At 69.0% G+C, this 25288-nt stretch carries 27 protein-coding genes and 1 tRNA gene; 14 read left to right on the forward strand and 14 right to left on the reverse strand.

Annotated elements, in window-relative coordinates; translation table 11 throughout:
- Positions 1-5: 5 nt before the first annotated feature.
- From E0H75_RS01645 to nth, 4 genes are read right to left on the reverse strand one after another with little or no spacing between them, the layout of a single operon-like run.
- On the reverse strand, positions 6-1178 hold the full coding sequence (locus tag E0H75_RS01645; RefSeq protein WP_131511244.1) for a MarP family serine protease: 1173 nt from the start codon (positions 1176-1178) through the stop codon (positions 6-8).
- Positions 1175-1942 carry an NUDIX hydrolase gene (locus tag E0H75_RS01650; protein WP_131511245.1) on the reverse strand — a complete coding sequence of 256 codons (768 nt, stop codon included), beginning with the start codon at positions 1940-1942 and terminating at the stop codon, positions 1175-1177. Before E0H75_RS01650 ends, E0H75_RS01645 begins: the two co-directional genes overlap by 4 nt.
- Positions 1942-2532, reverse strand: coding sequence for a TlpA family protein disulfide reductase (locus tag E0H75_RS01655; RefSeq protein WP_131511246.1), 591 nt, complete (start codon positions 2530-2532; stop codon positions 1942-1944). The genes E0H75_RS01650 and E0H75_RS01655 overlap by 1 nt, the downstream gene beginning before the upstream one ends.
- A complete protein-coding gene (nth, locus tag E0H75_RS01660; RefSeq protein WP_131511247.1) occupies positions 2529-3305 on the reverse strand; it encodes an endonuclease III in 777 nt (258 codons plus the stop codon). Before nth ends, E0H75_RS01655 begins: the two co-directional genes overlap by 4 nt.
- Before the next feature lie 134 nt (positions 3306-3439).
- On the opposite strand from nth, the gene E0H75_RS01665 reads away from it, so the two are divergent.
- Positions 3440-4117, forward strand: a complete 678-nt coding sequence (locus E0H75_RS01665) for a Crp/Fnr family transcriptional regulator (protein ID WP_131361434.1) — start codon at positions 3440-3442, stop codon at positions 4115-4117.
- 143 nt (positions 4118-4260) lie between these two features.
- On the opposite strand, the gene E0H75_RS01670 is transcribed toward E0H75_RS01665, so the two are convergent.
- The 5 genes from E0H75_RS01670 to E0H75_RS42860 form a co-directional block, all read right to left on the reverse strand.
- Positions 4261-5208, reverse strand: a complete 948-nt coding sequence (locus E0H75_RS01670) for a type IV toxin-antitoxin system AbiEi family antitoxin domain-containing protein (RefSeq protein ID WP_131511248.1) — start codon at positions 5206-5208, stop codon at positions 4261-4263.
- Between the two features lie 136 nt (positions 5209-5344).
- Positions 5345-6121 carry an MBL fold metallo-hydrolase gene (locus tag E0H75_RS01675; RefSeq protein ID WP_131511249.1) on the reverse strand — a complete coding sequence of 259 codons (777 nt, stop codon included), beginning with the start codon at positions 6119-6121 and terminating at the stop codon, positions 5345-5347.
- The gene (locus E0H75_RS01680) at positions 6118-6909 is read right to left on the reverse strand and encodes an NUDIX hydrolase (protein WP_238162761.1); all 792 of its coding nucleotides are present in this window, start codon (positions 6907-6909) and stop codon (positions 6118-6120) included. Before E0H75_RS01680 ends, E0H75_RS01675 begins: the two co-directional genes overlap by 4 nt.
- A gap of 48 nt (positions 6910-6957) precedes the next feature.
- Positions 6958-7419 carry a RidA family protein gene (locus E0H75_RS01685; protein WP_131511251.1) on the reverse strand — a complete coding sequence of 154 codons (462 nt, stop codon included), beginning with the start codon at positions 7417-7419 and terminating at the stop codon, positions 6958-6960.
- Entirely contained in the window at positions 7416-7577 is a 162-nt protein-coding gene (locus tag E0H75_RS42860) for a Sp36 family protein (RefSeq protein ID WP_165553378.1), read from the reverse strand. Before E0H75_RS42860 ends, E0H75_RS01685 begins: the two co-directional genes overlap by 4 nt.
- 62 nt (positions 7578-7639) lie before the next feature.
- On the opposite strand from E0H75_RS42860, the gene bagA reads away from it, so the two are divergent.
- The 4 genes from bagA to E0H75_RS01705 all read left to right on the forward strand — a co-directional run bounded on the left by bagA (position 7640) and on the right by E0H75_RS01705 (position 14816).
- Positions 7640-8590 carry an ATPase BagA gene (gene bagA, locus E0H75_RS01690; protein ID WP_131511252.1) on the forward strand — a complete coding sequence of 317 codons (951 nt, stop codon included), beginning with the start codon at positions 7640-7642 and terminating at the stop codon, positions 8588-8590.
- Positions 8591-8663: 73 nt separating this feature from the next.
- Positions 8664-9785 carry an ArsA family ATPase gene (gene bagB / locus E0H75_RS01695; protein ID WP_131511253.1) on the forward strand — a complete coding sequence of 374 codons (1122 nt, stop codon included), beginning with the start codon at positions 8664-8666 and terminating at the stop codon, positions 9783-9785.
- A gap of 124 nt (positions 9786-9909) precedes the next feature.
- A complete protein-coding gene (gene lon, locus E0H75_RS01700; protein WP_131511254.1) occupies positions 9910-12261 on the forward strand; it encodes an endopeptidase La in 2352 nt (783 codons plus the stop codon).
- Positions 12262-12404: 143 nt separating this feature from the next.
- Positions 12405-14816: a penicillin-binding protein gene (locus E0H75_RS01705; protein ID WP_131511255.1), complete on the forward strand. Its 2412-nt coding sequence runs from the start codon at positions 12405-12407 to the stop codon at positions 14814-14816.
- Between the two features lie 14 nt (positions 14817-14830).
- Here E0H75_RS01705 and E0H75_RS01710 read toward each other — a convergent pair whose 3' ends face one another.
- A complete protein-coding gene (locus E0H75_RS01710; protein WP_131511256.1) occupies positions 14831-15298 on the reverse strand; it encodes a GatB/YqeY domain-containing protein in 468 nt (155 codons plus the stop codon).
- 32 nt (positions 15299-15330) lie between these two features.
- Between E0H75_RS01710 and E0H75_RS01715 the strand changes: the two genes are divergently transcribed.
- The gene (locus E0H75_RS01715; protein WP_420323283.1) at positions 15331-16284 is read left to right on the forward strand and encodes a metallophosphoesterase; all 954 of its coding nucleotides are present in this window, start codon (positions 15331-15333) and stop codon (positions 16282-16284) included.
- Between the two features lie 9 nt (positions 16285-16293).
- Positions 16294-16370, forward strand: a tRNA-Pro gene (locus tag E0H75_RS01720).
- Positions 16371-16431: 61 nt separating this feature from the next.
- Here E0H75_RS01720 and E0H75_RS01725 read toward each other — a convergent pair.
- A complete protein-coding gene (locus E0H75_RS01725; RefSeq protein ID WP_131511258.1) occupies positions 16432-16788 on the reverse strand; it encodes a YciI family protein in 357 nt (118 codons plus the stop codon).
- A gap of 24 nt (positions 16789-16812) precedes the next feature.
- On the opposite strand from E0H75_RS01725, the gene lipB reads away from it, so the two are divergent.
- From lipB to E0H75_RS01760, 7 genes are all read left to right on the forward strand, one after another.
- Positions 16813-17442, forward strand: a complete 630-nt coding sequence (lipB, locus tag E0H75_RS01730) for a lipoyl(octanoyl) transferase LipB (protein WP_165553380.1) — start codon at positions 16813-16815, stop codon at positions 17440-17442.
- Between the two features lie 18 nt (positions 17443-17460).
- A complete protein-coding gene (locus E0H75_RS01735; RefSeq protein WP_202872794.1) occupies positions 17461-17862 on the forward strand; it encodes a hypothetical protein in 402 nt (133 codons plus the stop codon).
- The gene (locus E0H75_RS01740) at positions 17855-18556 is read left to right on the forward strand and encodes a carbohydrate-binding family 9-like protein (protein WP_131511259.1); all 702 of its coding nucleotides are present in this window, start codon (positions 17855-17857) and stop codon (positions 18554-18556) included. The genes E0H75_RS01735 and E0H75_RS01740 overlap by 8 nt, the downstream gene beginning before the upstream one ends.
- A 44-nt stretch (positions 18557-18600) precedes the next feature.
- Complete coding sequence (locus tag E0H75_RS01745) at positions 18601-19533, forward strand: tetratricopeptide repeat protein (protein ID WP_165553382.1); 933 nt, start codon at positions 18601-18603, stop codon at positions 19531-19533.
- A gap of 122 nt (positions 19534-19655) precedes the next feature.
- Complete coding sequence (locus E0H75_RS01750; protein ID WP_131511261.1) at positions 19656-20444, forward strand: CoA transferase subunit A; 789 nt, start codon at positions 19656-19658, stop codon at positions 20442-20444.
- A 1-nt stretch (position 20445) separates the two neighbouring features.
- A complete protein-coding gene (locus E0H75_RS01755; protein WP_131511262.1) occupies positions 20446-21075 on the forward strand; it encodes a CoA transferase subunit B in 630 nt (209 codons plus the stop codon).
- A gap of 60 nt (positions 21076-21135) precedes the next feature.
- Entirely contained in the window at positions 21136-22026 is an 891-nt protein-coding gene (locus E0H75_RS01760; protein WP_131511263.1) for a carbohydrate kinase family protein, read from the forward strand.
- Here E0H75_RS01760 and E0H75_RS01765 read toward each other — a convergent pair.
- From E0H75_RS01765 to E0H75_RS01775, 3 genes are all read right to left on the reverse strand, one after another.
- Complete coding sequence (locus tag E0H75_RS01765; protein ID WP_131511264.1) at positions 21986-22666, reverse strand: SDR family NAD(P)-dependent oxidoreductase; 681 nt, start codon at positions 22664-22666, stop codon at positions 21986-21988. The genes E0H75_RS01760 and E0H75_RS01765 overlap by 41 nt on opposite strands.
- A gap of 34 nt (positions 22667-22700) precedes the next feature.
- Entirely contained in the window at positions 22701-23726 is a 1026-nt protein-coding gene (locus E0H75_RS01770; protein ID WP_202872795.1) for a hypothetical protein, read from the reverse strand.
- 394 nt (positions 23727-24120) lie between these two features.
- Entirely contained in the window at positions 24121-25287 is a 1167-nt protein-coding gene (locus E0H75_RS01775) for a glycosyltransferase (protein ID WP_131511265.1), read from the reverse strand.
- Between the last annotated feature and the right edge of the window lies 1 nt (position 25288).

Below are 25288 nucleotides of genomic sequence, written 5' to 3' on the forward strand. Positions count from 1 at the left end.
AGCAGCTAGGTGCAGGTTTGGGTGGAGACTTCCTGGGTGGCGTCGGCGCCCTCGCGGGCGTCGTCGGCGACCTGCTCGGCGGTCAGCACGTAGCCGGTCCGGTTGTCCTCGACCGATGCCGCGAACACGACGCCGTACACAGTGCCCTTGGACGACAGCAGCGGACCGCCGGAGTTGCCCGGCCGGACCGAGGCCCAGATCGAGAACGCCTGCCGGGTGACCGTGCGGTCGCCGTAGATGTCCGGACCGCGGAGCCGCTCCTCGGACCGGATCCGGGCCGGCTCGGAGTCGAACGGGCCGTTCTCCGGGTAGCCGAGCACGACCGCCGGGTCGTCGGCCTTGCCGTTCAGGTCGAAGTTCAGCGGCGCCATGTCCAGCTTGGGCACGTACAGCACCGCGATGTCGACCTCGGGGTCGAACAGTACGACGGTTGCCTCGTACGACTTCCCGTTCACCTCGACCTGCGGCGACCCGACACCGGCGACGACGTGGGCGTTCGTCATCACCCGCTGCGGCGCGTACACGAACCCACTGCCCTCGAGACCGCGTGAGCAACTCGCGACCCCGGTGACCTTGGCGATCCGCGTGTAGGCCTGCCGGACCTGCGGCTGCCGGGCGATCGCGGCGTCCGGCGGCTGCGTCTCGCGGATCCGCTCCGGCACGAACGGGTCGAGGAAGCGCGGGAACAGGTCGGTGTTGACGACGTCGTTGAACGCCTGCAGGGCCTGGTCGGCGCGGCTCGGCAGCACCTGGTCGACCTTCGCCAGGACCTGCGAGCCGCGTACGGCGGACGTCACGCTAGGGATCCGCGCTCCGCTCACCGCGACGCCGAGCACCCACGAGACGATCAGCACGGACACCGCTGCCAACGCGGCACCACCGAGCGCGTCGACGGCCTTCACCGGCCGCCAGGTCATCTTGTTCCTGAGTCTGGATCCCAGCAGGGCACCAATCGTCCGCCCGATCGACGCGAGCACCACGACCAGGACCAGCGCGGCGAACGAGACCGAGACGCTCGGCGAGAAGTTGTCCAGCACTCGCGGTACGCCCCAGACGCCGACCGCGGCACCGGCGAGCAGGCCGATCGTGGCGCAGGCACCGAGGACGAAGCCCTCGATGTACCCCGAGATCGCCACCAGCGCGGTGATGATCAGCAGCGCGTAGTCGAGCTTGCTCACTCCACACCTTCCGACTCGTCACCGTCCGGCCGGCCGAGGTCGTGCTCGATGGCGGTCAGCCGCCGCACGTCCTCCGGTCGTCGTCCCTCGCTCCGCCAGGCCGCCTCGACCAGTCGGTCGGGCAACGGTACGACGACCGAGGGGTCCCAGTCGCGCGCCCAGCCGCCCAGCACCAGCAATTTGTCCAGCAGCCCGGCGGTGAAACCCCAGATGTAAAGGTCGCCGACGATGAACGCCGGTCCGGTGAATCCGGACGGATGCAGGCAGCTGATCCGGTTCGCCGGATCGACCAGTTCGCTCACCGGCACGGTGTGCACCGAGGCGACCTCGGCCGGGTCGACCACCGCGACGGACGACGGCTCCCGCCACCAGGCCAGCACCGGCGACACCCCGAAGTTGCTCACCGGCACCCAGAGCGGCGGCCAGATCGCGAACGGTACGACGCCCGCCGGGTCCAGACCGGTCTCCTCCTCGGCCTCCCGCAGGGCGGTCCGCACCAGGCCTTCGTCACCGGTGCCGTCCTCCGGATCGACGCCGCCACCCGGGAAGGCCATCTGCCCGGCGTGCCGGCGCAACGTCCAGGCCCGCTCGGTCAGCAGCACCTCCGGCCCGTCGTTGCCCTCGGCAAGCAAGATCAGAACGGCGGACTGCCGCACGGACGGATCGTCCGGCGGCAGGAAGCGGGACAACAGCTTCGGGTCGACCTCCTCGGACGCCTTCGCCAGCGGCTGCAGCCAGTCCGGGATCTCCACACCCTCGAACATCACAACGTCACTCCCAGCTTGTCCCGCACCAGTTGGTCCAGCTGTTGCCGCGACGTGAACGGTCCGTGGTGGACGTAGGCGATCGCACCGTCGGAGTTGACGAAGACGCTGATCGGAGGCCCACCGATCTTGAACGGCTGGCGCAACTGCTTGTCCGGGTCCACCAGGTGCGGGTAGCTCAGCTGCTGATCGCCGGCGAACTTCACCGCCAGCTCGGCCCGTGGATCGTCGTAGTCGATCCCCAGCAACTGCAGCTTCCCGGTCGCCCGCTTCGCGAGATCCGCCAGGTACGGCGCTTCTTCGCGGCACGGACCACACCACTGGGCCCAGACGTTGATGACGAGTGGGCCGCGCAGATCCGCGAGCCTGATGTCAGGCCCACTGCCCAGGCACGGCAGGCTGACGTCCGGAAGTCCGTTGCTGACCGGCGGTTTCGACTCGGTCGACGGGCAGGCCGCCAGTTTGTCGGCGCCGGCGACCGCCGACGGGCTGGTCGAATCGGTCGCGCTCGGCTGGTCGGGTCCACACGACGCCAGGAGCAGTCCGGCAACAAGCCAGCCGACCGCCCACAGCGTCGTACGCACCCTCATGCCGGGACCTTCACCAGCTTCGCCGCAGCCTCGGGGTTGGTCGGGCCGGTGCCGTACGACGGGCACCACTGGGCCACCGGGCAGGCGCCACAGGCCGGCTTCTTGGCGTGGCAGCGGCGGCGGCCGTGGAAGATCAGCCGGTGCGAGAGCATCGTCCAGTCCTTCTTCGGGAACAGCTCACCGACGATGTGCTCGACCTTGACCGGGTCCTGCTCGGTGGTCCAGCCGAACCGGCGGACCAGCCGGCCGACGTGGGTGTCAACGGTGATCCCGGGGATGCCGAAGGCGTTGCCGAGCACCACGTTCGCCGTCTTGCGGCCGGTGCCGGGCAGCTTCACCAGCTCGGACAGCTTGTTCGGTACGACGCCGTCGTAGTCGTCGACGAGGGCCTGGCCGAGCTTCATCACGCTGTTGGTCTTGGCCCGGAAGAAGCCGGTCGGCTTGAGGATCGCCTCCATCTCCGCCCGGTCCGCCTCCGCGTAGGCCTCGGCGTTCGGGTACTTCCCGAACAGGCCCGGGGTCACCTTGTTCACCAGCACGTCGGTGGTCTGGGCGGACAAGATGGTGGCCACCAGCAACTCGAGCGGGGTGGTGAAGTCCAGCTCGCAGTGAGCGTCCGGATACGTCTCGGTGAGCACCTTGTGCATCTTCCGGGCCCGGCGGACCAGCTGGGTATGCGTCTCGTCGACGAAGACCGGCGCCTTGCGGGGGAGCTTCAGAGGTACTGTCGGCAGCGGCCCTGGGACCGGCGCCGCGACACGCGGGGATGGCATGCAGGACAGCCTACGTGGCGGGTCCGACACCCGAGGGGCTACGGTTTTGGGGCAACCGGGTGTGCACGACCCGGTGCCGGGCGGGGTCGAACCCCCACCCGCAAGTCGTGGTCGAAGGTCCTAGGAGGCCCAAAGTGGATGCCGCAGTGCTCCGACAGGCACCGCTGTTCAGTCAGCTCGACGACGAGGCGGCCGACGCCCTGGCCGCCTCGATGACCGAGAACCGGCTGCGCCGCGGCCAGGTGCTGTTCCACGAGGGCGACTCCGGTGATCGGCTGTTCGTGGTCGTCGAGGGCAAGGTCAAGCTGGGCCGGACCTCGGCCGACGGCCGGGAGAACCTGATCGCGGTCCTCGGCCCGGGTCAGATGTTCGGCGAGCTGTCCCTGTTCGACCCGGGACCGCGCTCCGCGACGGTCACCGCGGTCACTGACGCCTCACTGATGTCGCTGACCCACGACGAGCTGCTGCGCTGGCTGGCCGGCCGCCCCGAGGTGGCCCGTGGCCTGCTGCTCCAGCTGGCCTCCCGGCTGCGCAAGGTCTCCGACGTGGTCGCCGACCTGGTGTTCTCCGACGTGCCGGGGCGGGTCGCGAAGGCCCTGCTCGACCTGGCCAGCCGCTTCGGCCGGACCGCCGACGACGGCGTACACGTCCACCACGACCTCACCCAGGAGGAGCTGGCCCAACTGGTCGGCGCCTCCCGCGAGACCGTCAACAAGGCCCTGGCCGACTTCGCCTCCCGAGGCTGGGTCCGCCTGGAGCCGCGTTCCGTCGTACTGCTCGACGTGGACCGTCTCCAGCGCCGAGCGCGCTAACCGCCCCCCCCCCCCACCCCACCCCACCCCACCCCGCCCCGCCCCGATTTCAACGGACAACCCCTCGCGTTGCCGGTTGTCAGCCCGTATTAGCGACTGACAACCGGCAACTTGAGGGGACAACCCTCGAATCGTCTCGGCGTTCAGGCAGCTCGCCGCGCACGGGCAAAGGCGTCGCCGATGGTGGCCGCCACGCGGTCCGGGCGATTGAAGTCCGCCCACGTCACCCGAACCACCTGGCGACCGATTGCACGGAGCCTGTCCTCGCGACGTTTCTCGCGGACCAGCACCTCGGGCGAACCCGCGCCGTACTTGAGCAGCCCGTCGAACTCCACGATGGTCGCGTCCGACGGGAAGTCGAAGTCGACCCGGGCGACGAACCCGTCGGCGTCGTAGAACTCGGCCTGGAGCACCGGGTCGGGCAGTCCGAACTGGTGCATGAGCACTCTGAGGCGCGACTCCCCGACCGACTCGGACAGAGGACTCGCGAACTGCATGGCCGCCCGCGCTGTCGGACTACCTGGCCAGAACTCGATCGCCTGCAGCAGGCGGCGCAGCTCCGCGTCCTCGAGGCCGGATTCGCGCAGTACGGCGTCTGCGGCGACGACTGCAGCCTCGAAGGACGCCGTACAAGCCGTCTCGACCAGAGCACGAGGCAATGCGGTCACCGGCACACCGTCGACCGTGGTGACATCCGCCGGCACCAGACCACCCAGATGATGCTGGACTCCCGCGATGAGGCCACCGGTCCGGTCGCCGCTGCGCGTGACATGCACTCGGTCGAGATCAAGACCCCAGAGCGGCATCCCATGGAGCGCGAGTGCGGACTGATGGCTGATCACGACGCTGCCGTCGCGACGCGAGTTCAGCACCGCGTGGATCGCGAGTTGGTGCCGGATCCGCTGCTGGTCCCAGTGCGGCATCGTGGTGAGGTCGAGCCGCTCGGCGTACTGGCCGTGCCTGATGCGCTCCCACCGGCCGTCGGCCAGGCGCTCGGCGATCTGCCCCGCGGTGTAGCCGCTGGTGAGAGCCTGCCGACGGCTGAACACGCCGCCGCTGGCGGCTGCGAGCACCGTGAGTCTCGGGTTCACCTGGCCAGCATCCCTGCCTCAATGCTGCTCGAACACCCACCTTCGCAGATCTGTGGATAGTCGCCTTCGACGGATATCCGTTCGACTTGCCCCTTGTCTGGTCGAATTACGAGGGGAGAACGCACAACGCGAGGGGTTAACCATTCAAATAGTCGAGTTGGGCTCGGACTGAGCGTTCGGCGGCAGGCCAGAGGGTGGGGTCGACGTCGGTGTAGACGTGGCGTACGACGGCTTCCGGCGTGGTGCGGCCTGCGGCTACTGCCGCGCGGACCTGGTCCAGGCGTTCGCGGCGGTGATCCAGGTAGTAGGTGAGGACTGCGGTGGGGTCGTCGATGACCGGGCCGTGGCCGGGGAGTAGGCGGTCTACGCCGGCTGGTGAGTTGGCGAAGGCGCGGAGGCGCTCGAGGGACTCGAGATAGGGGCCTAGGGCACCGTCTGGGTGGGCTACGACGGACGTGCCGCGGCCCAGGACGGTGTCTCCGGTGAGGAGTGAGCCGTCCTGCGGGAGCCAGAAGCAGACGGAGTCCAGCGTGTGCCCGGGCGTCGGTAGGACCTCGATGCGGAGGTTGCCGGCGGTGATCACGTCGCCCTCGGCGAGGCCGTGCGCGTGGTCGGTGGGGATCCGGAACGCGGGATCGACCGAGCGGACCCCGCAGTTCGCGCGGTTCGCGAACCAGGCCGCGCCCTCTGAGTGGTCCGGGTGCTTGTGCGTGAGCAGTACGACGGCCACGTCGCCGGCGGCGTCGAGCACGGCCTGCAGGTGCTCCTCCAGCAGCGGACCGGGATCGACCACCACGGACCGATCCGCGTCAGGCGCTCGCAGGATCCACGTGTTCGTGCCATCAAGCGTCATCGGCCCCGGGTTCGCGGCCAGGACACGGGCGGCGTACGGCGTCACCTGCTCGACAGTCATGTGGTCTCCAAATAGGCCTGGTCGCCGTCGACCCGGACGGTGGGCAGCACCGGCCGGATCTCACGGTCACCTGCCGCGGCCAGGATCGTCGCCACGTCGTCGTACGGCGTGAGGTCGCGGCAGCAGACGTACGTCGGGGGCAGCATCAGCAACCCACCGGCGTGCACCGCGGCGACGGCGTCGGCCGGCCGCATCCAGGCGACCTGGTCGGACTCGCTCGTCACGTCCCGGGTGATCTGGCCGGCCGGGAGCGCGGCGACGAAGAAGCGGGTGTCGTACCGCCGTGGCTCGAACTCGGGAGTGATCCAGTGCGCCCACGCGCCGAGCAGATCGGCCCGCAGCACCAGACCGCGCCGGTGCAGGAAGTCGGCGAACCCCAGCTCGCGCGACTCCAGCGCGACCCGGTCAGCCTCCCAGTCGTCGCCGGTGGTGTCGTCGACGACCGATTCACTGGACGGCCCCGCCAGCAGTACGCCGGACTCCTCGAACGTCTCGCGTACGGCGGCCGCGACAAACGCAGCCGCGGCGTCGGCTGAGCACCCCATCCGGGCGGCGAACCACTCCGGCGGCGGCCCTGACCACGAGTCGGCCACCGTCGAGTCCGTCGGATCGACCCGCCCGCCGGGGAACACGGTCATCCCGGCCGCGAACGCCATCGACTGCTGCCGCCGGAGGAGGTAGACCTCCGGTCCGGCGGCAGTGTCGCGCAGCAGGATCACCGTCGACGCCGGTCTCGGGTCGACCGGCGTACGGGCCTCACGGACGTAGGCGAGGGCAGCCTCCGCCATCCGTCCGGACAGCAGTTCAGAATCCAGATCGCGGACCATGCCGAGCCGTCAGGCGACCTCGACGATCAGCTCGACCTCGACCGGCGCGTCCAGCGGCAGCACCGGTACGCCGACGGCGCTCCGCGCGTGCTGGCCGGCTTCGCCGAAGACCTGGCCGATGAGCTCGGACGCACCGTTGGCGACCTGCGGCTGACCGGTGAAGTCGGGGGTCGACGCGATGAAGGCGACCATCTTGACGACGCGGGCCACGTTGGCCAGGTCACCGATCTGCGCCTTGACCGCGGCCAGCGCGTTCAGCGCGCACTGCTGGGCGCAGTCGCTGGCGACCTCGGCGCTCACCTCGCCGCCGACCTTGCCGGTGGCGATCAGGGTGCCGTCACGCAGCGGCAGCTGGCCGGAGGTGTAGACGAGGTTGCCGGTCCGAACGGCCGGCACGTACGCCGCCACCGGCTTGGCCACGTCGGGCAGCTTGAGGCCGAGCTCGGTCAGCTTCTCCTCGGGGTGGCTCATTTGTCCTCGATCTCCCGCTTGAAGTAGGCGACCAGGTTCTCCGGGTTCAGGCCCGGGACGACCTGGACCAGCTCCCAGCCGTCCTGGCCGAAGTTGTCCAGGATCTCCTTGGTCGAATGAACCAGCAGCGGTGCGGTGAAGTACTCGAACTTCTTCATGAGGTGGACTCTAACGGGCGCCGTGGCGAGTGTGGTGTGGCCCACGTCCTACCCTGGACCCTATGGCGAGGCTGCACGTGGTGACCGGTAAAGGGGGCACCGGGAAGACGACCGTTGCGGCTGCCATGGCACTCGCGCTGGCCGAGCAGGGCAAGCGGATCCTGCTGGTCGAGGTGGAAGGCAGGCAAGGGCTTGCCCAGCTCTTCGACATCCCGCCGCTGCCGTACGTCGAGACCCGGATCGCGCAAGGTCCGGGCGGCGGCGAGGTGTTCGCGCTGGCGGTCGACGCCGAGGCCGCGCTGCTGGAGTACCTCGACATGTACTACCACCTGGGCCGGGCCGGGAAGGCACTCGACAAGGTGGGCGCGATCGACTTCGTCACCACGATCGCCCCGGGTCTGCGCGACGTACTGCTGACCGGCAAGGTCTACGAGGCGACCCGGCGCAAGTCGCACGGGCGGCTCGCGTACGACGCCGTCGTCCTGGACGCACCGCCGACCGGGCGGATCGCGCGGTTCCTGAACGTGAACCACGAGGTCGCCGATCTGGCCAAGGTCGGGCCGATCCGCAACCAAGCGGACGCGATCATGGGCATGCTGCGCTCCGACGTGACCCGGATCCACCTGGTCACGCTGCTGGAGGAGATGCCGGTCCAGGAGACGCTGGACGCGGTCGAGCACCTGGAGGAGCTGGACCTGCGGATCGGTTCGATCGTCGTGAACATGGTCCGCAACAGCCCGCTCGACGACGAGGCGATCGCCCTTGCGGTGAAGGAGAAACTGCCCGCCGCCGAAATCTCCCGGGGACTGCGCGCCGCCGGTGTCGCCGTCAGCAAAGGGCTGGTCGACACCCTGGTGGCCGAGGCGCACGACCACGCGGTCCGGATCGGACTGGAACGCGAGAACCGCGACCGGATAGATGCCCTCGGCAAGCAGGTGACCGAACTGGCGCTGCAGCCCGAAGGAATCGATCACGGCACGTTGATCGATCTGGCCGAGGAGTTCCGCCGATGAAGGAGCGGAGCGAGTTCATCAACAGGCACAGCACCAAGGGGTCATCCGCGTCCGCAGCGAAGCGAGGACGCGGATGACCAACCTGGACCTGGACGCATTGATCGACGACCCGGGCACGCGCATCGTGGTCACCTGCGGCGCGGGCGGGGTCGGCAAGACGACCACAGCCGCGGCGCTGGGGCTGCGGGCCGCCGAACGTGGGCGGAAGGTCGTCGTACTGACGATCGACCCGGCCCGGCGGCTGGCGCAGTCGCTCGGGCTGACCGAGCTGGACAACACTCCGCGCGAGGTGGCCGGCGTCCACCCGGCGAATGGCGGCCGGCTGGACGCGATGATGCTGGACATGAAGCGGACCTTCGACGAGGTCGTGCTCACCCACGCGACCCCGGAGAAGGCCGAGCAGATCCTGGCGAACCCCTTCTACGTCGCGCTGTCGTCGTCGTTCGCGGGGACGCAGGAGTACATGGCGATGGAGAAGCTCGGCCAGTTGCACAAGCAGGCGGAGCAGTCCGGCGACTGGGACCTGATCGTCGTCGACACCCCGCCGTCGCGGTCGGCGCTGGACTTCCTGGACGCGCCGGAGCGGTTGGCTTCGCTGCTGGAGGGACGGTTCCTGCGGTTGCTGCTGGCCCCTGCCCGCGGGCCGTTCCGACTGATGTCGGCCGGCGTGAACATGGCCATGTCGGTGCTGAACAAGGTGCTCGGTGCGCAGGTACTGACCGACGTACAGACGTTCGTTGCGGCATTCGACACACTGTTCGGCGGCTTCCGGCAGCGGGCCGAGCGGACGGTGGCGCTGCTGCGTGAGCCGCACACGGCGTTCCTGGTGGTCGCCGCTCCGCAGAACGACGCGCTGCGGGAGGCGTCGTACTTCACCGAGCGGTTGCGCGAGGAGAGCATGCCGCTGGCCGGGGTCGTCCTCAACCGCGTGACCAACACCCACGTGCCGGATCTGTCGGCCGAGCGGTCACTCGGCGCGGCGGAGCGGTTGGAGGAGGCGGACAAGTCGCCGCTGACTGCCGCCGTACTGCGGTTGCACGCCGACAAGATGCAGCAGGTCGTCGGGGACCACAAGCGGGCCGACCGCTTCCGCCGCGGCCACCGCGCGATCCCGACGGTGGAGGTCCCGGCCCTGGCCGACGACGTCCACGACCTCACCGGCCTCCGCGTCATCGGCGACCTGCTCACCGCCTGAGAGCGGAGCACTACATCCGGTACGCCGGTTTTCACTGTCAGCGAACGCCGGAAGCGGCGGGAATGACCAGGTGGGGACCATGGTTGAGCCTGTCAGACTCAATCTTTCGTAAGGGTGTGACAGCGTGACCGATACGTTGAATCTTCCTGTTCTGCCGCTGGACGACGTCGTGGTCCTGCCGGGGATGGTCGTGCCGGTCCGACTGGCCGACCCCGAGGCACGGGCGGCGATCGACGCCGCCCAGGCCTCTGGCCAGGACCAGGTGCTGCTGGTACCGCGGCTGGACGGGAAATATGCCAAGGCCGGAACGCTCGGTGAGATCGAGCAGATCGGCCGGCTGCCGGGCGGTGCCCAGGCGGCCGTGATCCGCGGGACCTCGCGGGTCCTGATAGGCGCCGGGACCACCGGTCCGGGTGCCGCGCTGTGGGTAGGCGCAACCGAACTGCACGAGATCACCGACTCCAGGTCGGCCGAGCTCGCTCGCGAGTACAAGACCCTGATGACCTCGGTGCTGCAGCGTCGCGGCGCCTACCAGGTCATCGACTCCGTGAAGCAGGTGAACGATCCCGCGGAGCTGTCCGACCTGGCCGGCTACGCGTCGTACCTGACCAACGAACAGAAGTCCTGGCTGGTGGAGAACCCGAACGTCTCCGAGCGGCTGGACAAGCTGATCGGCTGGGTGAAGGACCACCTGGCCGAGCTCGAGGTCTCCGAGACGATCCAGAAGGACGTCCAGGAGGGTATGGAGAAGCAGCAGCGGGAGTTCCTGCTGCGCCAGCAGATGGCCGCGATCCGCAAGGAACTGGCCGAGCTGGACGGCAAGGCCGAGTCCGAGGAAGAGGACTACCGGGCCCGCGTCGAGGCTGCCGACCTGCCCGAGCACGTGCGCAAGGCCGCGCTCGCCGAGGTCGACAAGCTGGAGCGGACCGCGGAGCAGTCCCCCGAGGTCGGCTGGATCCGGACCTGGCTGGACACCGTTCTCGAGCTGCCGTGGAACGAGCGGACCGAGGACAGCTACGACATCCGCGACGCGCGGGCCGTGCTGGACGCGGACCACTCCGGTCTGGACGACGTCAAGGAGCGCATCACCGAATACCTGGCCGTACGGCGCCGCCGCGCGGACCGTGGCCTCGGTGTGGTCGGTGGACGCCGCAGTGGCGCCGTACTGGCCCTGGTCGGTCCGCCTGGTGTGGGTAAGACCTCGCTGGGTGAGTCCGTGGCGCGAGCGATGGGCCGTAAGTTCGTCCGGGTCGCCCTGGGCGGCGTACGGGACGAGGCCGAGATCCGCGGTCACCGGCGGACGTACGTCGGTGCCCTGCCGGGTCGGGTCGTCCGGGCCATCACCGAGGCCGGGTCGATGAACCCGGTGGTGCTGCTGGACGAGATCGACAAGGTGGGTGCGGACTACCGGGGTGACCCGACGGCCGCTCTGCTGGAGGTCCTCGACCCGGCGCAGAACCACACCTTCCGGGACCACTACCTGGAGGTCGAGCTGGACCTGTCCGACGTGGTCTTCCTGGCCACGGCGAACGTGCTGGACTCCATCCCGGCGCCGCTGCTGGACCGGATGGAACTGGTGCAGCTGGACGGATACACCGAGGACGAGAAGGTCGTCATCGCCCGTGACCACCTGCTCCCGCGTCAGCTGGAGCGGGCGGGCCTGACGGCGGACGAGGTGACCATCGAGGACTCGGCACTGCGACTGCTGGCCGGCGAGTACACGCGTGAGGCCGGCGTACGGCAGCTCGAGCGTGGGATCTCCCGGGTTCTGCGCAAGGTGACGGCTCGGATGGCACTCGGCGAGGACACTGGTGCGCTGACCATCGGCGCCGGTGACCTGAAGAGCTACCTGGGTTCGCCGAAGTTCACTCCGGAGTCCGTCGAGCGTACGGCGCTTCCGGGTGTGGCTACCGGGCTGGCAGTGACCGGTGCGGGTGGTGACGTGCTCTTCGTGGAGGCGTCGCTGGCCGACAAGGAGACCGGCCCGACCGGAGTCACGCTGACCGGACAGCTCGGTGACGTGATGAAGGAGTCGGCGCAGATCGCCCTGTCGTACCTGCGCTCGCACGGCGCGGAGCTGGGGCTGCCGGTCGGCGACCTGGCCGAGCGGAACGCCCACATCCACGTCCCGGCCGGTGCCGTCCCGAAGGACGGACCGTCGGCGGGTGTCACGATGACGACCGCACTGGCGTCGCTGCTGTCCGGGCGGCCGGTCCGCTCGGAGGTCGCGATGACCGGTGAGGTGTCGCTGACCGGACGGGTCCTCCCGATCGGTGGGGTGAAGCAGAAGCTGCTCGCCGCACACCGGGCCGGGCTGACCACGATCCTGATCCCGAAGCGGAACGAGCCGGACCTGGAAGACGTACCGGAGTCCGTGCTCGCGGAGCTGACCGTCCACCCGGTCAGCGACGTCCGCGAGGTGCTCGACCTGGCCCTCGAACCGGCCCAGGTGAACGCGCACCAGTACGCCGCCTGACCGGCGTACGACCGGAGGGCCCGAGCACTTCGCTCGGGCCCTCCTCCTTTTGGATGAAACCTTTCCGACACGCCCCTCGGAGCGTGATGGAACTCACATTCGCCCAGGTAACCCAACTAGGCGATCCCGTAGTCTCTATAACCATGCGCGTCAGGGAAAAGGGCGACCGGGGAGTCGTCCAATCTGTGGTTCTGTTCCTCGGGGTGAGCGTGCTGTCGGGGGCCTTGGCCGCCGGTCTTGCCATCCCGTTCGCCGGCCTGGCCGGGTTCACCACCGAGAAGACCACAGAGACCCTGCAGGACCTGCCGCAACAGTTCGACGAGGTCCCGCTCAAGCAGAAGAGCACCATCCTGGCCGCCGACGGTTCGCTGATCGCCACGCTGGCCGAGCAGAACCGGGTGCCGATCTCGCTCAGCAAGGTCGCGCCGATCATGCAGAAGGCGATCGTCGCGATCGAGGACGACCGGTTCTACGAGCACGGCGCGCTGGACGCCAAGGGCACCCTGCGCGCCCTGCTGCAGAACCAGTCCGAGGGCACGGTCCAGCAGGGTGGCTCCAGCATCACCCAGCAGTACGTGAAGATCAGCCTGGTCGAGAAGGCGAACACGCCCGAGGAGGTCGCTGCCGCCACGGCCGACACCTACCAGCGCAAGGTCGCCGAACTGCGGTACGCGATCGCGGTCGAGAAGCAGTACTCGAAGAACGAGATCCTGGAGAAGTACCTCAACCTGGCGAACTTCGGTGATGGTGCCTGGGGCATCGAGGCCGCCTCGCTGCACTACTTCTCCGTGCACGCCTCCCAGCTGACGCTGCCGCAGGCCGCACTGCTGGCCGGCCTGGTGAAGAACCCGACCGGCTACGACCCGACGAACAACATGAAGCGGGCCAAGGATCGCCGCGATGTGGTCATCCGCCGGATGCTCGAGCTGAAGGTGATCTCGCTCGCGCAGGCGAACGCGGCGCTGAAGACCCCGGTGATCGATCCGAAGAAGGTCCGGCCGAACAAGCTCGGCTGCGCGAACGGCCCGTACCCGTTCTACTGCGAGTACATCGTCTCCCAGCTCGAGGACAACAAGGCCTTCGGCAAGGACCGGACCAGCGCGGCCAACTACCTGAAGACCGCCGGTCTGACCATCCGCACCTCGCTGGACCCGAAGATGCAGAAGGCCGCGCAGAAGTCGATCGACCAGCACACCAAGAAGGGTGACGAGGCGATCGCCGCGATCACTATCGTCGAGCCCGGCACCGGGCTGGTGAAGGCGATGGTGCAGAGCAAGCCGTACGGCAGCAAGAAGGGCCAGACGTCGTACAACTACAACGTCGAGAAGTCCTACGCCGGGGGGTACGGCGGGTTCCAGAACGGTTCGACGATGAAGGCCTTCACGATCGCGGCCGCGATCCAGAAGGGCTTCCCGCTGACCTACAAGATCAACTCGCCCAACAGCCTCCCGCTGGGCGGCAAGAAGTGGACCACCTGCACCGGACACGTCACGGCCGAGAAGGGGTACACCCCGGGCAACTCGACCACGAACGTGGCCGATCCGACCATGATCCAGGCGGCGCAGAAGTCGACCAACACCTACTTCCTGCAGCTGTCCCAGCAGGTCGGACTGTGCCCGATCGCGACCATCGCGTCGAAGCTCGGCATGTACGACGCCCAGTCCGGCGACCCGCTCGGCCAGTACCCGTCGATGACGCTGGGCGTCGGCTATGTGACCCCGCTGCAACTGTCGAACGCGTACGCCGCCTTCGCGGCGCGAGGCATGTACTGCAAGCCGTGGCTGATCACCTCGGTGAAGGACGCGGCCGGCAAGGCGATCAGCACGCCCGGCGCGGACTGCAAGCAGGTGCTGGCCCCTGAGGTCGCCGACGGCGTCAACGAGGTGCTGCACATGGTGATGGAGAAGGGCGGGACCGGCCAGCACCTGAAGTTCGGCTCGAGCGATCTGGCCGGCAAGACCGGAACGATCCAGGACGCCAAGGCCGTCTGGTACGCCGGTTACTCGTCGAAGCTCGCCTCCGCCGCGGTCGTGGCCGACGCCTCGCCACCGTACAAGCGGCTGGTCGGCCAGACACTGGACGGCCACGACATCGGCGAGGCGTCCGGCTCCGGGACCGCAGGTCCACTGTGGGAGACCGCCTTGCAGGGCGCGCTCCAGGGCCTCCCGACCACCCACTTCACCGCGCCGTCGGACAAGACCATGCGCGGGAACGTGAAGGACCTGCCGTTCGTGAACGGGATGAACCCCGACGACGCCGCCAACAAGCTGCGTCAGGCCGGCTTCGACGTGGAGATCGCGTCCGGCACGGTCAACTCCGAGGAGACCGCGGGCACCGTCGCCTACACCGACCCGCGGCAGCGCGACGGCGCGCCGGAGGGCTCGAAGGTGACGATCTTCGTCTCCAACGGCAGCAAGAAGAACGAGCCCCAGAACACGCCGAAACCGCCGGCGAACACGACCAAGCCCCCCGGTGGCCCGGTCACGATCAACCCCAACTGCCCGCCGTGGAACCCGAAGTACCCGAACTGCGGCGGCGGTCGCGGTCCCGGCTAGGCCGTACGGCGTGCTCAGGCACCGAGCTGGCGCTTCACCTCGGCGGAGACGACGGCGCCGTCGGCCTTGCCCTTGACCTTGGGCTGCAGGGCACCCATCACCTTGCCGATGCCACGCGGGCCGAGCTCGGCGGCACCGGTGGCGGCGACGGCCTCGGTGACCAGGGCAACGATCTCTTCCTGGCTGAGCTGCTCCGGCAGGTACTCGGCCAGGATGTCCGCCTCGGCCTGTTCCTTGTCGGCCAGTTCGGCGCGACCGGCGTCGCGGTACGCGACCACGGACTCGCGGCGCTTCTTCGCCTCCGAGCTGAGCACGTCGACGATCTCGGCGTCGGACAGCTCGCGGGCCTCCTTGCCGGCCACCTCCGCCTTGGTGACCGCCGTGAGCGCCATCCGCAGGGTCGACTTGCGGAGCTCGTCGCGCGCCTTCAGGGCGGCGGTCATGTCGTCGTGCAGGCGCTGCTTCATTCCGGAGTTGGACATGACCAGCATTGTGGCAGGCTGGTGGAATGAGTTTGCGCGGGCTAGCTGGTAGCACCCTCAAGGCCACTGCGGTCGTCGGCGCCGTGGGAGCGGCCTGCGTCGCGTACGCGGCCGCCGTCGAGGTGCGCTGGTTCACACTGCGCAGAGTGACGGTCCCGGTGCTCCCCGAGGGCTCCGAGCCGCTGAAGGTGCTGCACCTGTCCGACCTGCACCTGATGCCGGCTCAGGAGCGCAAGATCAACTGGGTCAACGACCTGGCAGCACTCGAGCCCGACCTGATCGTGAACACCGGCGACAACATCTCCCACGAGGCGTCGGTGCGGCCGCTGATCCGGGCGTACGGCGACCTGCTCGACGTACCCGGGGTGTTCGTGTTCGGCTCCAACGACTACTGGAAGCCGCACTTCAAGAACCCGGGGAAGTACCTGCTGCCCGCGAACAAGCAGCGGCACAAGCCGCACGGTCCCGACCTCCCGTACGAGGAGATGCGGCGTGCGTTCACCGGCGCAGGCTGGACCGACCTCAACAACGCGAAGGCGACGCTCAAGGTCATCGGCCTGCGGCTGGACTTCGCCGGCACCGACGACCCGCACATCAAGCGCGACCGGTACGACGAGGTCGCGGGCGAGGTGGACCCGACGGCCGACCTGTCCATCGGCGTGACGCACGCGCCGTACCAGCGTGTGCTGAACGGGTTCGTCAGCGACGGCTATCCCCTGGTGCTGGCCGGCCACACCCACGGCGGACAGCTGGCAGTGCCGCTCTACGGCGCGCTGGTGACCAACTGCGATCTCGACACGTCCCGCGTGAAGGGCCTGTCCACCTGGGGCGCCGGCGACCGTCAGGCTGCCCTGCACGTGTCCGCCGGCCTGGGTACGTCGCCGTACGCGCCGATCCGATTCGCGTGCCGGCCGGAGGCGACACTGCTGACCCTGGTGCCGCGGATAAACCCGATTTCGTCCCCACGGTCGGCGCATGTAAGCTAACGGCGACTTCGGGCTGTGGCGCAGCTTGGTAGCGCGCTTCGTTCGGGACGAAGAGGTCGCAGGTTCAAATCCTGTCAGCCCGACCACGTGGAAGAGGTCCCTCGGTGAGGGGCCTCTTGTGCGTTTGCTGGGCACTCTTTTCGTTGCTCAGTCCCCCGAGGCCTCGGCGATCGACCGGGGCGGGTGCACCTTGCCGAACTGCAGGTTGCCGGCGGGCATCATCCAGGTCATGACGTCGACCGCCAGCCTGCCGGCCAGCACCGCGGGATCGGCTTCCACCTGCGCGCGGGCCGTCGCAGCGTCCACCGACCAGATCGAGAAACCCCGGTAGCGCTCGTCATCCTGGTCGGTCAGCGGCCCGCGGGCGAGGATCAGCCCGCGCTCCTGCAAGTCGGCGCCGTGCGCCAGGTGCCGGTCCTGCAGGGCAGCCGCCTCGTCGTCCGTCATCACCGGCGCGTCCGGTCGCAACGTCAGCAGGGTCACGGTGTAGCGGTCGAATCGCATACGTCGAAACGTACGCTGAAAGACATGCAGCGAGTGGATCTGGGCGAAGTGGACTACGAAGTCGCGGCGAAGGAGATGCGCGACTGGGTCGAGGAGCGGGTGGAGGGCAAGGCCGAGGACCGGCTGTTCCTGCTCAGCCATCCGCCGGTGATCACCTACGGGCCGCGGACCTCGCTGGACGACCTGCCCGCGGAGGCGGCCGCGATCCCGTCGGTGGCGGTCGACCGCGGCGGCTTCGCGACGTACCACGGACCCGGGCAACTGGTCGGGTACCTGGTGATCGACCTGAAGCAGCGCGGGCCGGTGGACATCGTGCGCTGGCTCGAGAACGGACTGATCGAGGCGCTCGGCTCGCTCGGGTTCCCGCTGGTACGCCGGGACACGCCGAAGGGCGCGAGCAGCCTGGTCGGAGTGTGGACCGCGGACCACCGCAAGCTGTGCTCGATCGGGATGCGGATCCGCCGGGGTGTGACCAGCCACGGCTTCTCGGTCAATGTGGATCCCGCCATGGACGTGTTTCACACGTTCACGAGTTGCGGCTTGCACGACGTCACGATGGTCTCGCTGGCTGAGCTGGCGGCCGAGCGCGGCGTACCCACGCCGACCGACGCCGAGGTGCGGGATGCGATCGCCCACTCCCTGGGCGCTGTCTGATCCCGATAGCCTGCCGCAATGAGCCAGGATGACGACGCCCCGCCGTTGCCGCCGCTGCTGATCGTCGCGGTCGTCGGGCTGCTGTGTGGGTTCGCGACCGTCGGGCTGGTGTGGCTGAGTGAGCGCGGCTGCGAACGGTTCCGCGACACCTCGAACTGCGGCCCGCTGGGCTTCCCGCTGCTGGTCCTGATCGTGGTGGTGACGATCGTCCTCGGCGGCCTCGCCCTCAGCCGGCTCGCGCTGCCGCACGCCCGGCTGATCGCCTTCCTCGGAGTCGCGTTCATGCTGATCGTCGTGATCGCGTTCCTGTCCGGGAACCTGTCGTCGCCGTGGACGCTGGCCATCGTCCCGGCACTCACCACGATCACCTTCCTGCTCGCCAATCTCGTCGCCCGACTGCTGGAGCGTGCTGATGCCTGACCTGCCCGTCTACGACTGTCCGCGGACCCCGGCCGCGCCGAACCTCGACGGCACCCTGACCGATCCCGCCTGGGACGTCGCGCCGTGGACCACCGACTTCGTGCCGATCACCGGATCCGGCCCGGCGCCGCGCTACCAGTCCCGGGCCAAGCTGATGTACGACGACGAGTACCTGTACGTCGGCGGACTGCTCGAGGAGCCGCACGTGTGGTCGACGATGCGGGAGAAGAACACCAAACTCTTCCACGAGAACAACTTCGAACTGTTCCTCGACCCCGACGGCGACGGGCAGAACTACTACGAGTTCGAGATCAACCCGCTCGGCACGATCTGGGAGCTGACGTTGCCGAAGCCGTACGTCGACGGCGGCGTACCGGTGGACCCGACGAACCTTCCCGGCCTGCGTACGGCGATCCACGTGGACGGCACGGTCAACGACCCGTCCGACACCGACACCGGGTGGTCGGTGGAACTCGCCGTACCGTGGGCCGACCTGGCGTCGTACAACGCCGGCCGGGCGACGCCGCCGAACGCGGGTGACGAGTGGCGGATGAACCTGATGCGCTGCCAGTGGCCGCACGAGGTCGTCGACGGGACGTACGTGAAGGGGACCGACCTGGAGTTCTGGGTCTGGTCACCGCAGTACGTCGAGGACATGCACCTGCCGGACCGGTGGGGTGTACTCCGCTTCTGACCCTGGTGACGTGGGGTTACCACCCGCGAGGGACAATGAGGTACGTGAACTCAGGGGGGTCAGGCGGCCTGCACAGCCTCGAGGCGGACCAGGTCGTCAGCGCGATCGAGCGCGCTTGCGAGAGCGACCTGCGTACCGCCCTCCGGCTGGTCGCCCGGTACTCGGCCTACTGGTGGTCGCGCGGGCTCCAGGACGAGGCCGCCGCGGCCGCGGAGCGAGTGCTCAGCATGCTCGGACGCAGCGTCCCGGTCGGGCTGGACGAGGAGTACCTGCTGGCTGTGCTGCACGGTGCTGCGTCGGCCGAGCAGGAGCAACTGGAGCTGGCCCAGCAGATCGTGGCGGCGACGACCGGACCCTTCCGGTACTCCGTGACCGTGCTGCTGTGGTCACTGGTGTTCGGACCGTTCGAGTCGGCCGAGTTGGTCGACGAAGTGCTGGAGCGGAACGAGGCCGGTGACGCCTGGGCCCGGGCTGCCGTCGAGCTCTGCCGCGGATACCCAGGCCTGACGGCGGTGACACCGGATGAGGCCGCTCAGGCGCTGCGTACGGCGCTGGGCCGGTTCCGGATGCTCGACGACGCCTGGGGGATGTTCCTGGCGGTCGGCGCGCTTCGGCAGACCGTGGACGAGCCTCTGGACCTGACCACGGAGTCTCTGGCTCTGGCGGAGCAGCTCGGCCTGGACGAGGAGGTCGGCGTACTGCTGTGTCAGCGCGGTGACCTCTATCGGAGACTCGGCAAGCTGGAGGACGCGCGGGACGACTACAGCCAGGCTCTGGACGTCAGTGAGCGTGCAGACCTGCCCGAGACCGCCGCTGCGGCCCGCATCGGCCTAGCCCGGACCGCACGTCTGTGCGGCAATCTCCCGGCGGCCCGGACCCACCTCTCGGCCGTCCTCGTGTTCCCGGAGCTGGAGGACGCTCATTTCGAGGCGCTGCACGAGCTCGCCGTACTGAACGCCTCCGAGGCGTCCGCATAGCACCCGACCACATGTCCGGGTGGTACGGCGGCACATCTGTGGTCGCGGCCACATCGCGGGAGTCCTCCCCTGCTGGTTAGAGTCGGGAACGACCCAGCTCAGACATCCAACGGAGCAGCCTGATGGACAAGACGTACGACTCACCGCAGGCCGCGGTCGACGACATCGGCGACGGCGCGAGCCTCGCGGTCGGCGGCTTCGGGCTGTGCGGCAACCCGATGGAGCTGATCACCGCTCTGCACGACAAGGGGGTGAGCGGGCTCAGCGTGGTCTCGAACAACTGCGGCGTCGACGACTGGGGCCTGGGCATCCTGCTCGCGGACAAGCGGATCGCCAAGATGACATCGTCGTACGTCGGGGAGAACAAGGAGTTCGCCCGGCAGTTCCTGACCGGTGAGCTCGAGGTCGAGCTGACGCCGCAGGGCACGCTGGCCGAGAAGCTTCGGGCCGGCGGCTGCGGGATCGCCGCGTTCTACACGCTGGCCGGGGTCGGTACCCAGGTGGCCGACGGCGGGCTGCCGCAGAAGTACAACCCCGACGGCTCGGTCGCCAAGGCCTCGGAGCCGAAGGAGACCCGCGAGATCGACGGTACGACGTACGTGCTGGAGAACTCGATCACCACCGACTTCGGGCTGGTGCACGCGCTCAAGGGCGACACCCACGGCAACCTGGTCTTCGACCGCAGCGCGCGCAACTTCAACCCGCTGGCCGCGATGGCCGGCCGGGTGACCATCGCGCAGGTCGAGGAGCTGGTCCAGCCTGGCGAGCTGGACCCGGACGAGATCCACCTCCCGGGCGTCTACGTGCAGCGAGTGATTGCTGTCGGCAAGGACATCGAGAAGCGGATCGAGAAACGGACCGTTCAACCCCGCGCGGCGTACGAGGCCGCGCGCGAGAAGCTGGAGGCCTGAGATGCCACTCACCCGTGAGCAGATGGCCGCCCGCGCCGCCTCCGAGCTCGAGGACGGCTCGTACGTGAACCTCGGCATCGGCCTGCCGACGCTGGTCCCGAACTACATCCCGGACGGCGTCACCGTCGTACTGCAGAGCGAGAACGGCATCCTCGGCGTCGGCCCGTACCCGGTCGAGGGCGACGAGGACCCGGACCTGATCAACGCCGGCAAGGAGACCGTCACGACGCTGCCGGGCGCCTCGTTCTTCGACTCGTCGCTGTCGTTCGGGATGATCCGCGGCGGTGCGATCGACGCGGCCATCCTGGGCGCCATGCAGGTCTCGGCCAAGGGCGACCTGTCCAACTGGATGATCCCCGGCAAGATGGTCAAGGGGATGGGCGGCGCGATGGACCTGGTGCACGGCGCCAAGAAGGTGATCGTGCTGATGGAGCACGTCGCCAAGGACGGCTCGCACAAGATCCTCGAGGAGTGCGACCTGCCCTACACCGGGCGTGGCGTGGTCAACCGGATCATCACCGACCTCGCCGTACTCGACATCACCGAGGACGGACTGCGGCTGGTGGAGCTCGCCGACGGCGTCAGCTTCGACGAACTCCAGGCGAAGACCGGCGCGCCGATCAAGCAATGAGTGTGTTCAGCTCCTGAAAGACACCTGTGATCGTGGGCGAAAGTCGGGTATACGGGACGGGTGGAGCTGGATGTGTTCGTCATCGGCGGGGTCGGGATCGACACGATCGTTCGCGTGCCCGGGCTGCCCCTGGACGACGTGGAGACGATCCACGTCGAGCCGGTCGAGTCGTACGTCGGCCACACCGGTCACGGCGTTGCGCTCGGCTGCCACCTTCTCGGGCTGCGGACCGGGCTCGCGGATGTGATCGGTGACGACGAAGAGGGCTACCGGATCCGCAAGCTGTACGACGACCTCCGGCTGCCACTGCACGTCGCGTTCCACCCCAGCGGCACTCGGCGTTCGGTCAACTTGGTCACCCCCGACGGGCGGCGCCTGGCGCTGTACGACGGACGCCACCCGGCCGGGCTGCAGGTCGACCCGGATCTCTGGCGGACGAGCTGCGCCCAGGCCGAGCACGTCCATGTCTCGATCATGGACTTCGCCCGGCAGGCGCTGCCCGACGCGCTCGCCTGGGGCTGCTCGATCTCGACCGACCTGCACGACTGGGACGGCCGCAACGACTACCACAAGGACTTCGCCACCGCCGCGGACATCGTCTTCGTCTCGACCAGCGCGCTCACGCTGGACGCGGTCGACTGGATCCTCGCCAACGGCCGCGCCCGGCTCGTGGTCGCGATGGCCGGAGCCGACGGCAGCTACCTACACTTCCCCGACCGGCCGCCGCAGCACATCGCGGCGATCGAGCTCCCCGACCGGCCCGTCGTCGACACCAACGGCGCCGGCGACGCCTACGTCGCGGCGTTCCTGGCCCGCTGGCTCGACGGCGTCAGCTGGTACGACGCCGCCGTCGCCGGCTCCATCGCCGGCGCCTGGGCCTGCGGCTCCCGCGGCACCCACACGGACCTGATCACGGCCGAAGAGCTAGCTGCTCGAAGCAGAACGCTCTGATGAAGCAGTCGCGGGGCTGACCGACGGCGAACATCACGCAGTCGACCACGGACCGCGCGGTCAGGGTCGCGCCGGCCTCTCGCGGTCCGTCCTGTACGAAGTCCGGCGGGAACAGCGAGATCACCCGGATCCCCTCAGGCCGCAACCGTTCGGACAGGATCTCGGCGTACCCGGCCTGGGCGTGCTTCGCGGCGTAGTACGCGGCGTGGGCGGCCGAGCGATGCTGTCCGGGCTCTCCCGTGGCGGAGACCAGGTTGACGATGTCCGGGCGTTCGGAGGCGCGCAGCAGCGGCAGCATCCGCTGGGTGAGCAGCACGGTCCCGGTCGCCACCCCGGCGATCGTGTCGGCGATGTCGGCCGGGCCAGCGACTGCGCCCAAGTAGCGAGCGCCACTGTTCACGAGGATGTCGAGCCGCTCGATCCGCAGGGCATCGATCGACGCCGGGTCAGCGAGGTCGAGTACGGCGGAGCTCGCCGTACCACCGGCGGCACGGATGAGGTCGACAGTCTTATCCGCCGCGGCCTTGGTCCGCGCGGTGGCAAGCACCTCGGCCCCGCCCGCCGCAAACGCAAGAGCAAGCTTCCGCCCGGTATCACGGCCAGCTCCGGTGACGAGAACGCGCCGTCCGGTCAAAGTCATGCGCCGGATACAACCACCTCAACCCAACTGGAGGTCAACCACGAGCAGCCCAGTCAGCGGATCGTCGTGTTCCAAGCGGAGTACAGACGACGGGCCGAACCGCCGATGGGACCAACGGCGGCGAAGACGGAACCCCGGCTTGCTGGGCGCGCGTTCTCGACGGCGTCCCCGGCCCGCTCCGGGCTGTCGATTGTCGACGAGCAGCAGTCGAGGATGTAGTCCGGTACCTGGAGCTTGGGGTCCACGCAGCCGACCAGCGGTACGCCGACCGCCGCCACGTTCGGGAACACGGTCCCGGGGATTCCGACCGCGCACTCCGCGGTCGCCGAGGCTGGGACCGAGCCGAGTGCGCTGATCTCATACCGGTCCCACAGCGTCGGGTCCTCGCGCGGGTGCAGGCCAACGACGTGTGCTTGCCCGCCGCCTCCAACTTCGCGGCCGAGTCGAGCAGCAACTGAGTCCCGGGCGCGGCGTTGCCGGTCTGATCCGGGTGGGTCACGCTCGTCAGCACCAGCACGCGATCCGGCTGCGGCGTGTAGTCCGGCAGGTTGTCGGTCTGCGGCGACCCGACCATGCGCACCCGCCGGCGCTTCCAGCCCAGGTACGCCGCGAACACCTCGGACTCGGCCGGAGACGTAGCCGTCACCAGCTCCAACCGCGAGCGGAACTCCTTGGCCCGTGGCGCCTCCACCGGATTCAGGTACGCCAGCGAACTCGCCACCAACGGCATCCGGTTCAACGCCGCCGCACAGTCCGCCGGCCAGTCCGAAGCCCCGCTCACGACCAGCAAGTCACCCCCCGGTACGTCGTCCAGCGTAGCCACCGGCACCGGATCGGTCGGCGTGATCTGCGACCGATCCGGAACCAGCTGCACCAATTCCCATCCTCGCCGCGCGGCCTCCGCGAGCAGCGGCTGCGCGTGGTACGTCCCCCACGGCTCGTTAGTTGCCAGCAGCACCCTCGTGCGCCGCGCCCGGGCGGCGATCGAGAGGCCTGGGGTCGCGGCGAGGCCGGCTCCCAGCGCACCGGCCTTCAGCAGGGTCCGTCGCGTCATGATCATGCGCTTGAACCTAAACGGTTCAACCCACCCCGACGTGAACACCTCCTGAAGACTCGGGCCCAACACCGCTCGGGGACGAGCCGCTCGTCCCTCGCCCTCCCCGGCTACACCACAGCCCTCACCAACCCGGAGACCCCGCAGTCCCGCATCCCGTCCACCCGCCTGTCCCAACCCGAACCCGAGAAGAACCCGATTGAGTTGATGCGCCAAATGGTCGAGGCCTCCCGCTGAACACCAGGCGGTGTGCAGCCCGACAGGTAGTGCACCTGCGATACACCGTACGCAGGACCCGTGGCACGCTCAGCTGCACTATGAGCAGCACGACACCTCCTGTCCGTCTGCACGCCGCCGCCCCAGCCATCACCTACCCGCCCGTGTTGGGATGGGTGCGTGGTCAGGCTGGGCGGTTGGCGAGGTCGGCGTAGGCCTTGACCAGGCGGGCGGAGTCGGACTCCCAGTTGAGTTCCGCAGCCGCGGCGCGGACTCCGCCGGTGTAGGTGGTGTAGTTGTCGATCAAGTCGCGGACGGCCGTGACGAGCGACCGGGCGTTGCCGGGCTCGTAGAGGGTGCCGAGTTTGTGAGCCGTGACCACGGCACGCATCTCGGGGAGGTCGGCGGCCACGACAGGTACGCCGGCCCGGACCGCGTGGAAGAGCTTGTTCGGCAGAGCGAGGCGGTGGTTCTCGCAGGTGTTGGTGAGCGTGACCAGCGAGATGCCGTACGACCGGAGCGTGTCGTCGACCTCGTCGATCGAGCGCTCCGCCACGGTCTCCACCGGCCCGAGATCCAAACGGTAGTTGGGATCCACCGACCCCATCAGCACAGTCCGGAACGGCGCCAACTGACGCGCGGCCGCCACCACGGTCGGCAGATCACGACCCGCACCGATGCGACCGGCGTACAGCAGACCCTCCGGCGCGTCCGAAGCCGCCGGTACGTCGTCCGCCCGCGGGAACGTGTTCCGTACGACGCGGACGTCGCTCAACCCACGTTCGCGCAACCTGGCCGCGATCCCGTCCGACACGGTGATGACGAAGGACGCCTTACCTGCAAGGGAAACCTCGAGCTTCCGCCCGCGCGCCCGCCACAACGGCGTCGGCCGGCCGGGCAGCGCGCGGTCGAACCACAGCTCATGCGTGTCGTACACGAGCTTCGCCGACCACTTCCCGGCGTACTCGGCGGCAAGCTCGAGGGCGTTGAAGTCGTGCGCGTGCACGACCTCGAACGGACCCGCCGCGGCCACTCGCGGGGCCGCGGCGGTCCGCCACTGCTTCTCGGTCCGGTTCCGGTGCTCCGGCAGCAGCAACCACCGGCCGAACCGCTGGACCAGGACCTTCGGCCCGGTCCGGCCATGGCCGACCGCGAGGCCGCCGTTCCCGGTCCGCAGTCCGGCCGATCGGGAGACCGACTCGACCGTGACGCCCGGCCCGACTGCGAAGCCGTCCGGGACGTCACGCCCGATGATGTGGATCGTGTGCCCCGCGCCGGCCAGCGCGGTCGCCTCCCGCAGGATGCGCGAGTCCCCTGCGATCGGGGACTGCGCGATCATCAGAACCCGCATG

The organism is Kribbella capetownensis (genome assembly GCF_004331485.1).
GTDB lineage: Bacteria > Actinomycetota > Actinomycetes > Propionibacteriales > Kribbellaceae > Kribbella > Kribbella capetownensis.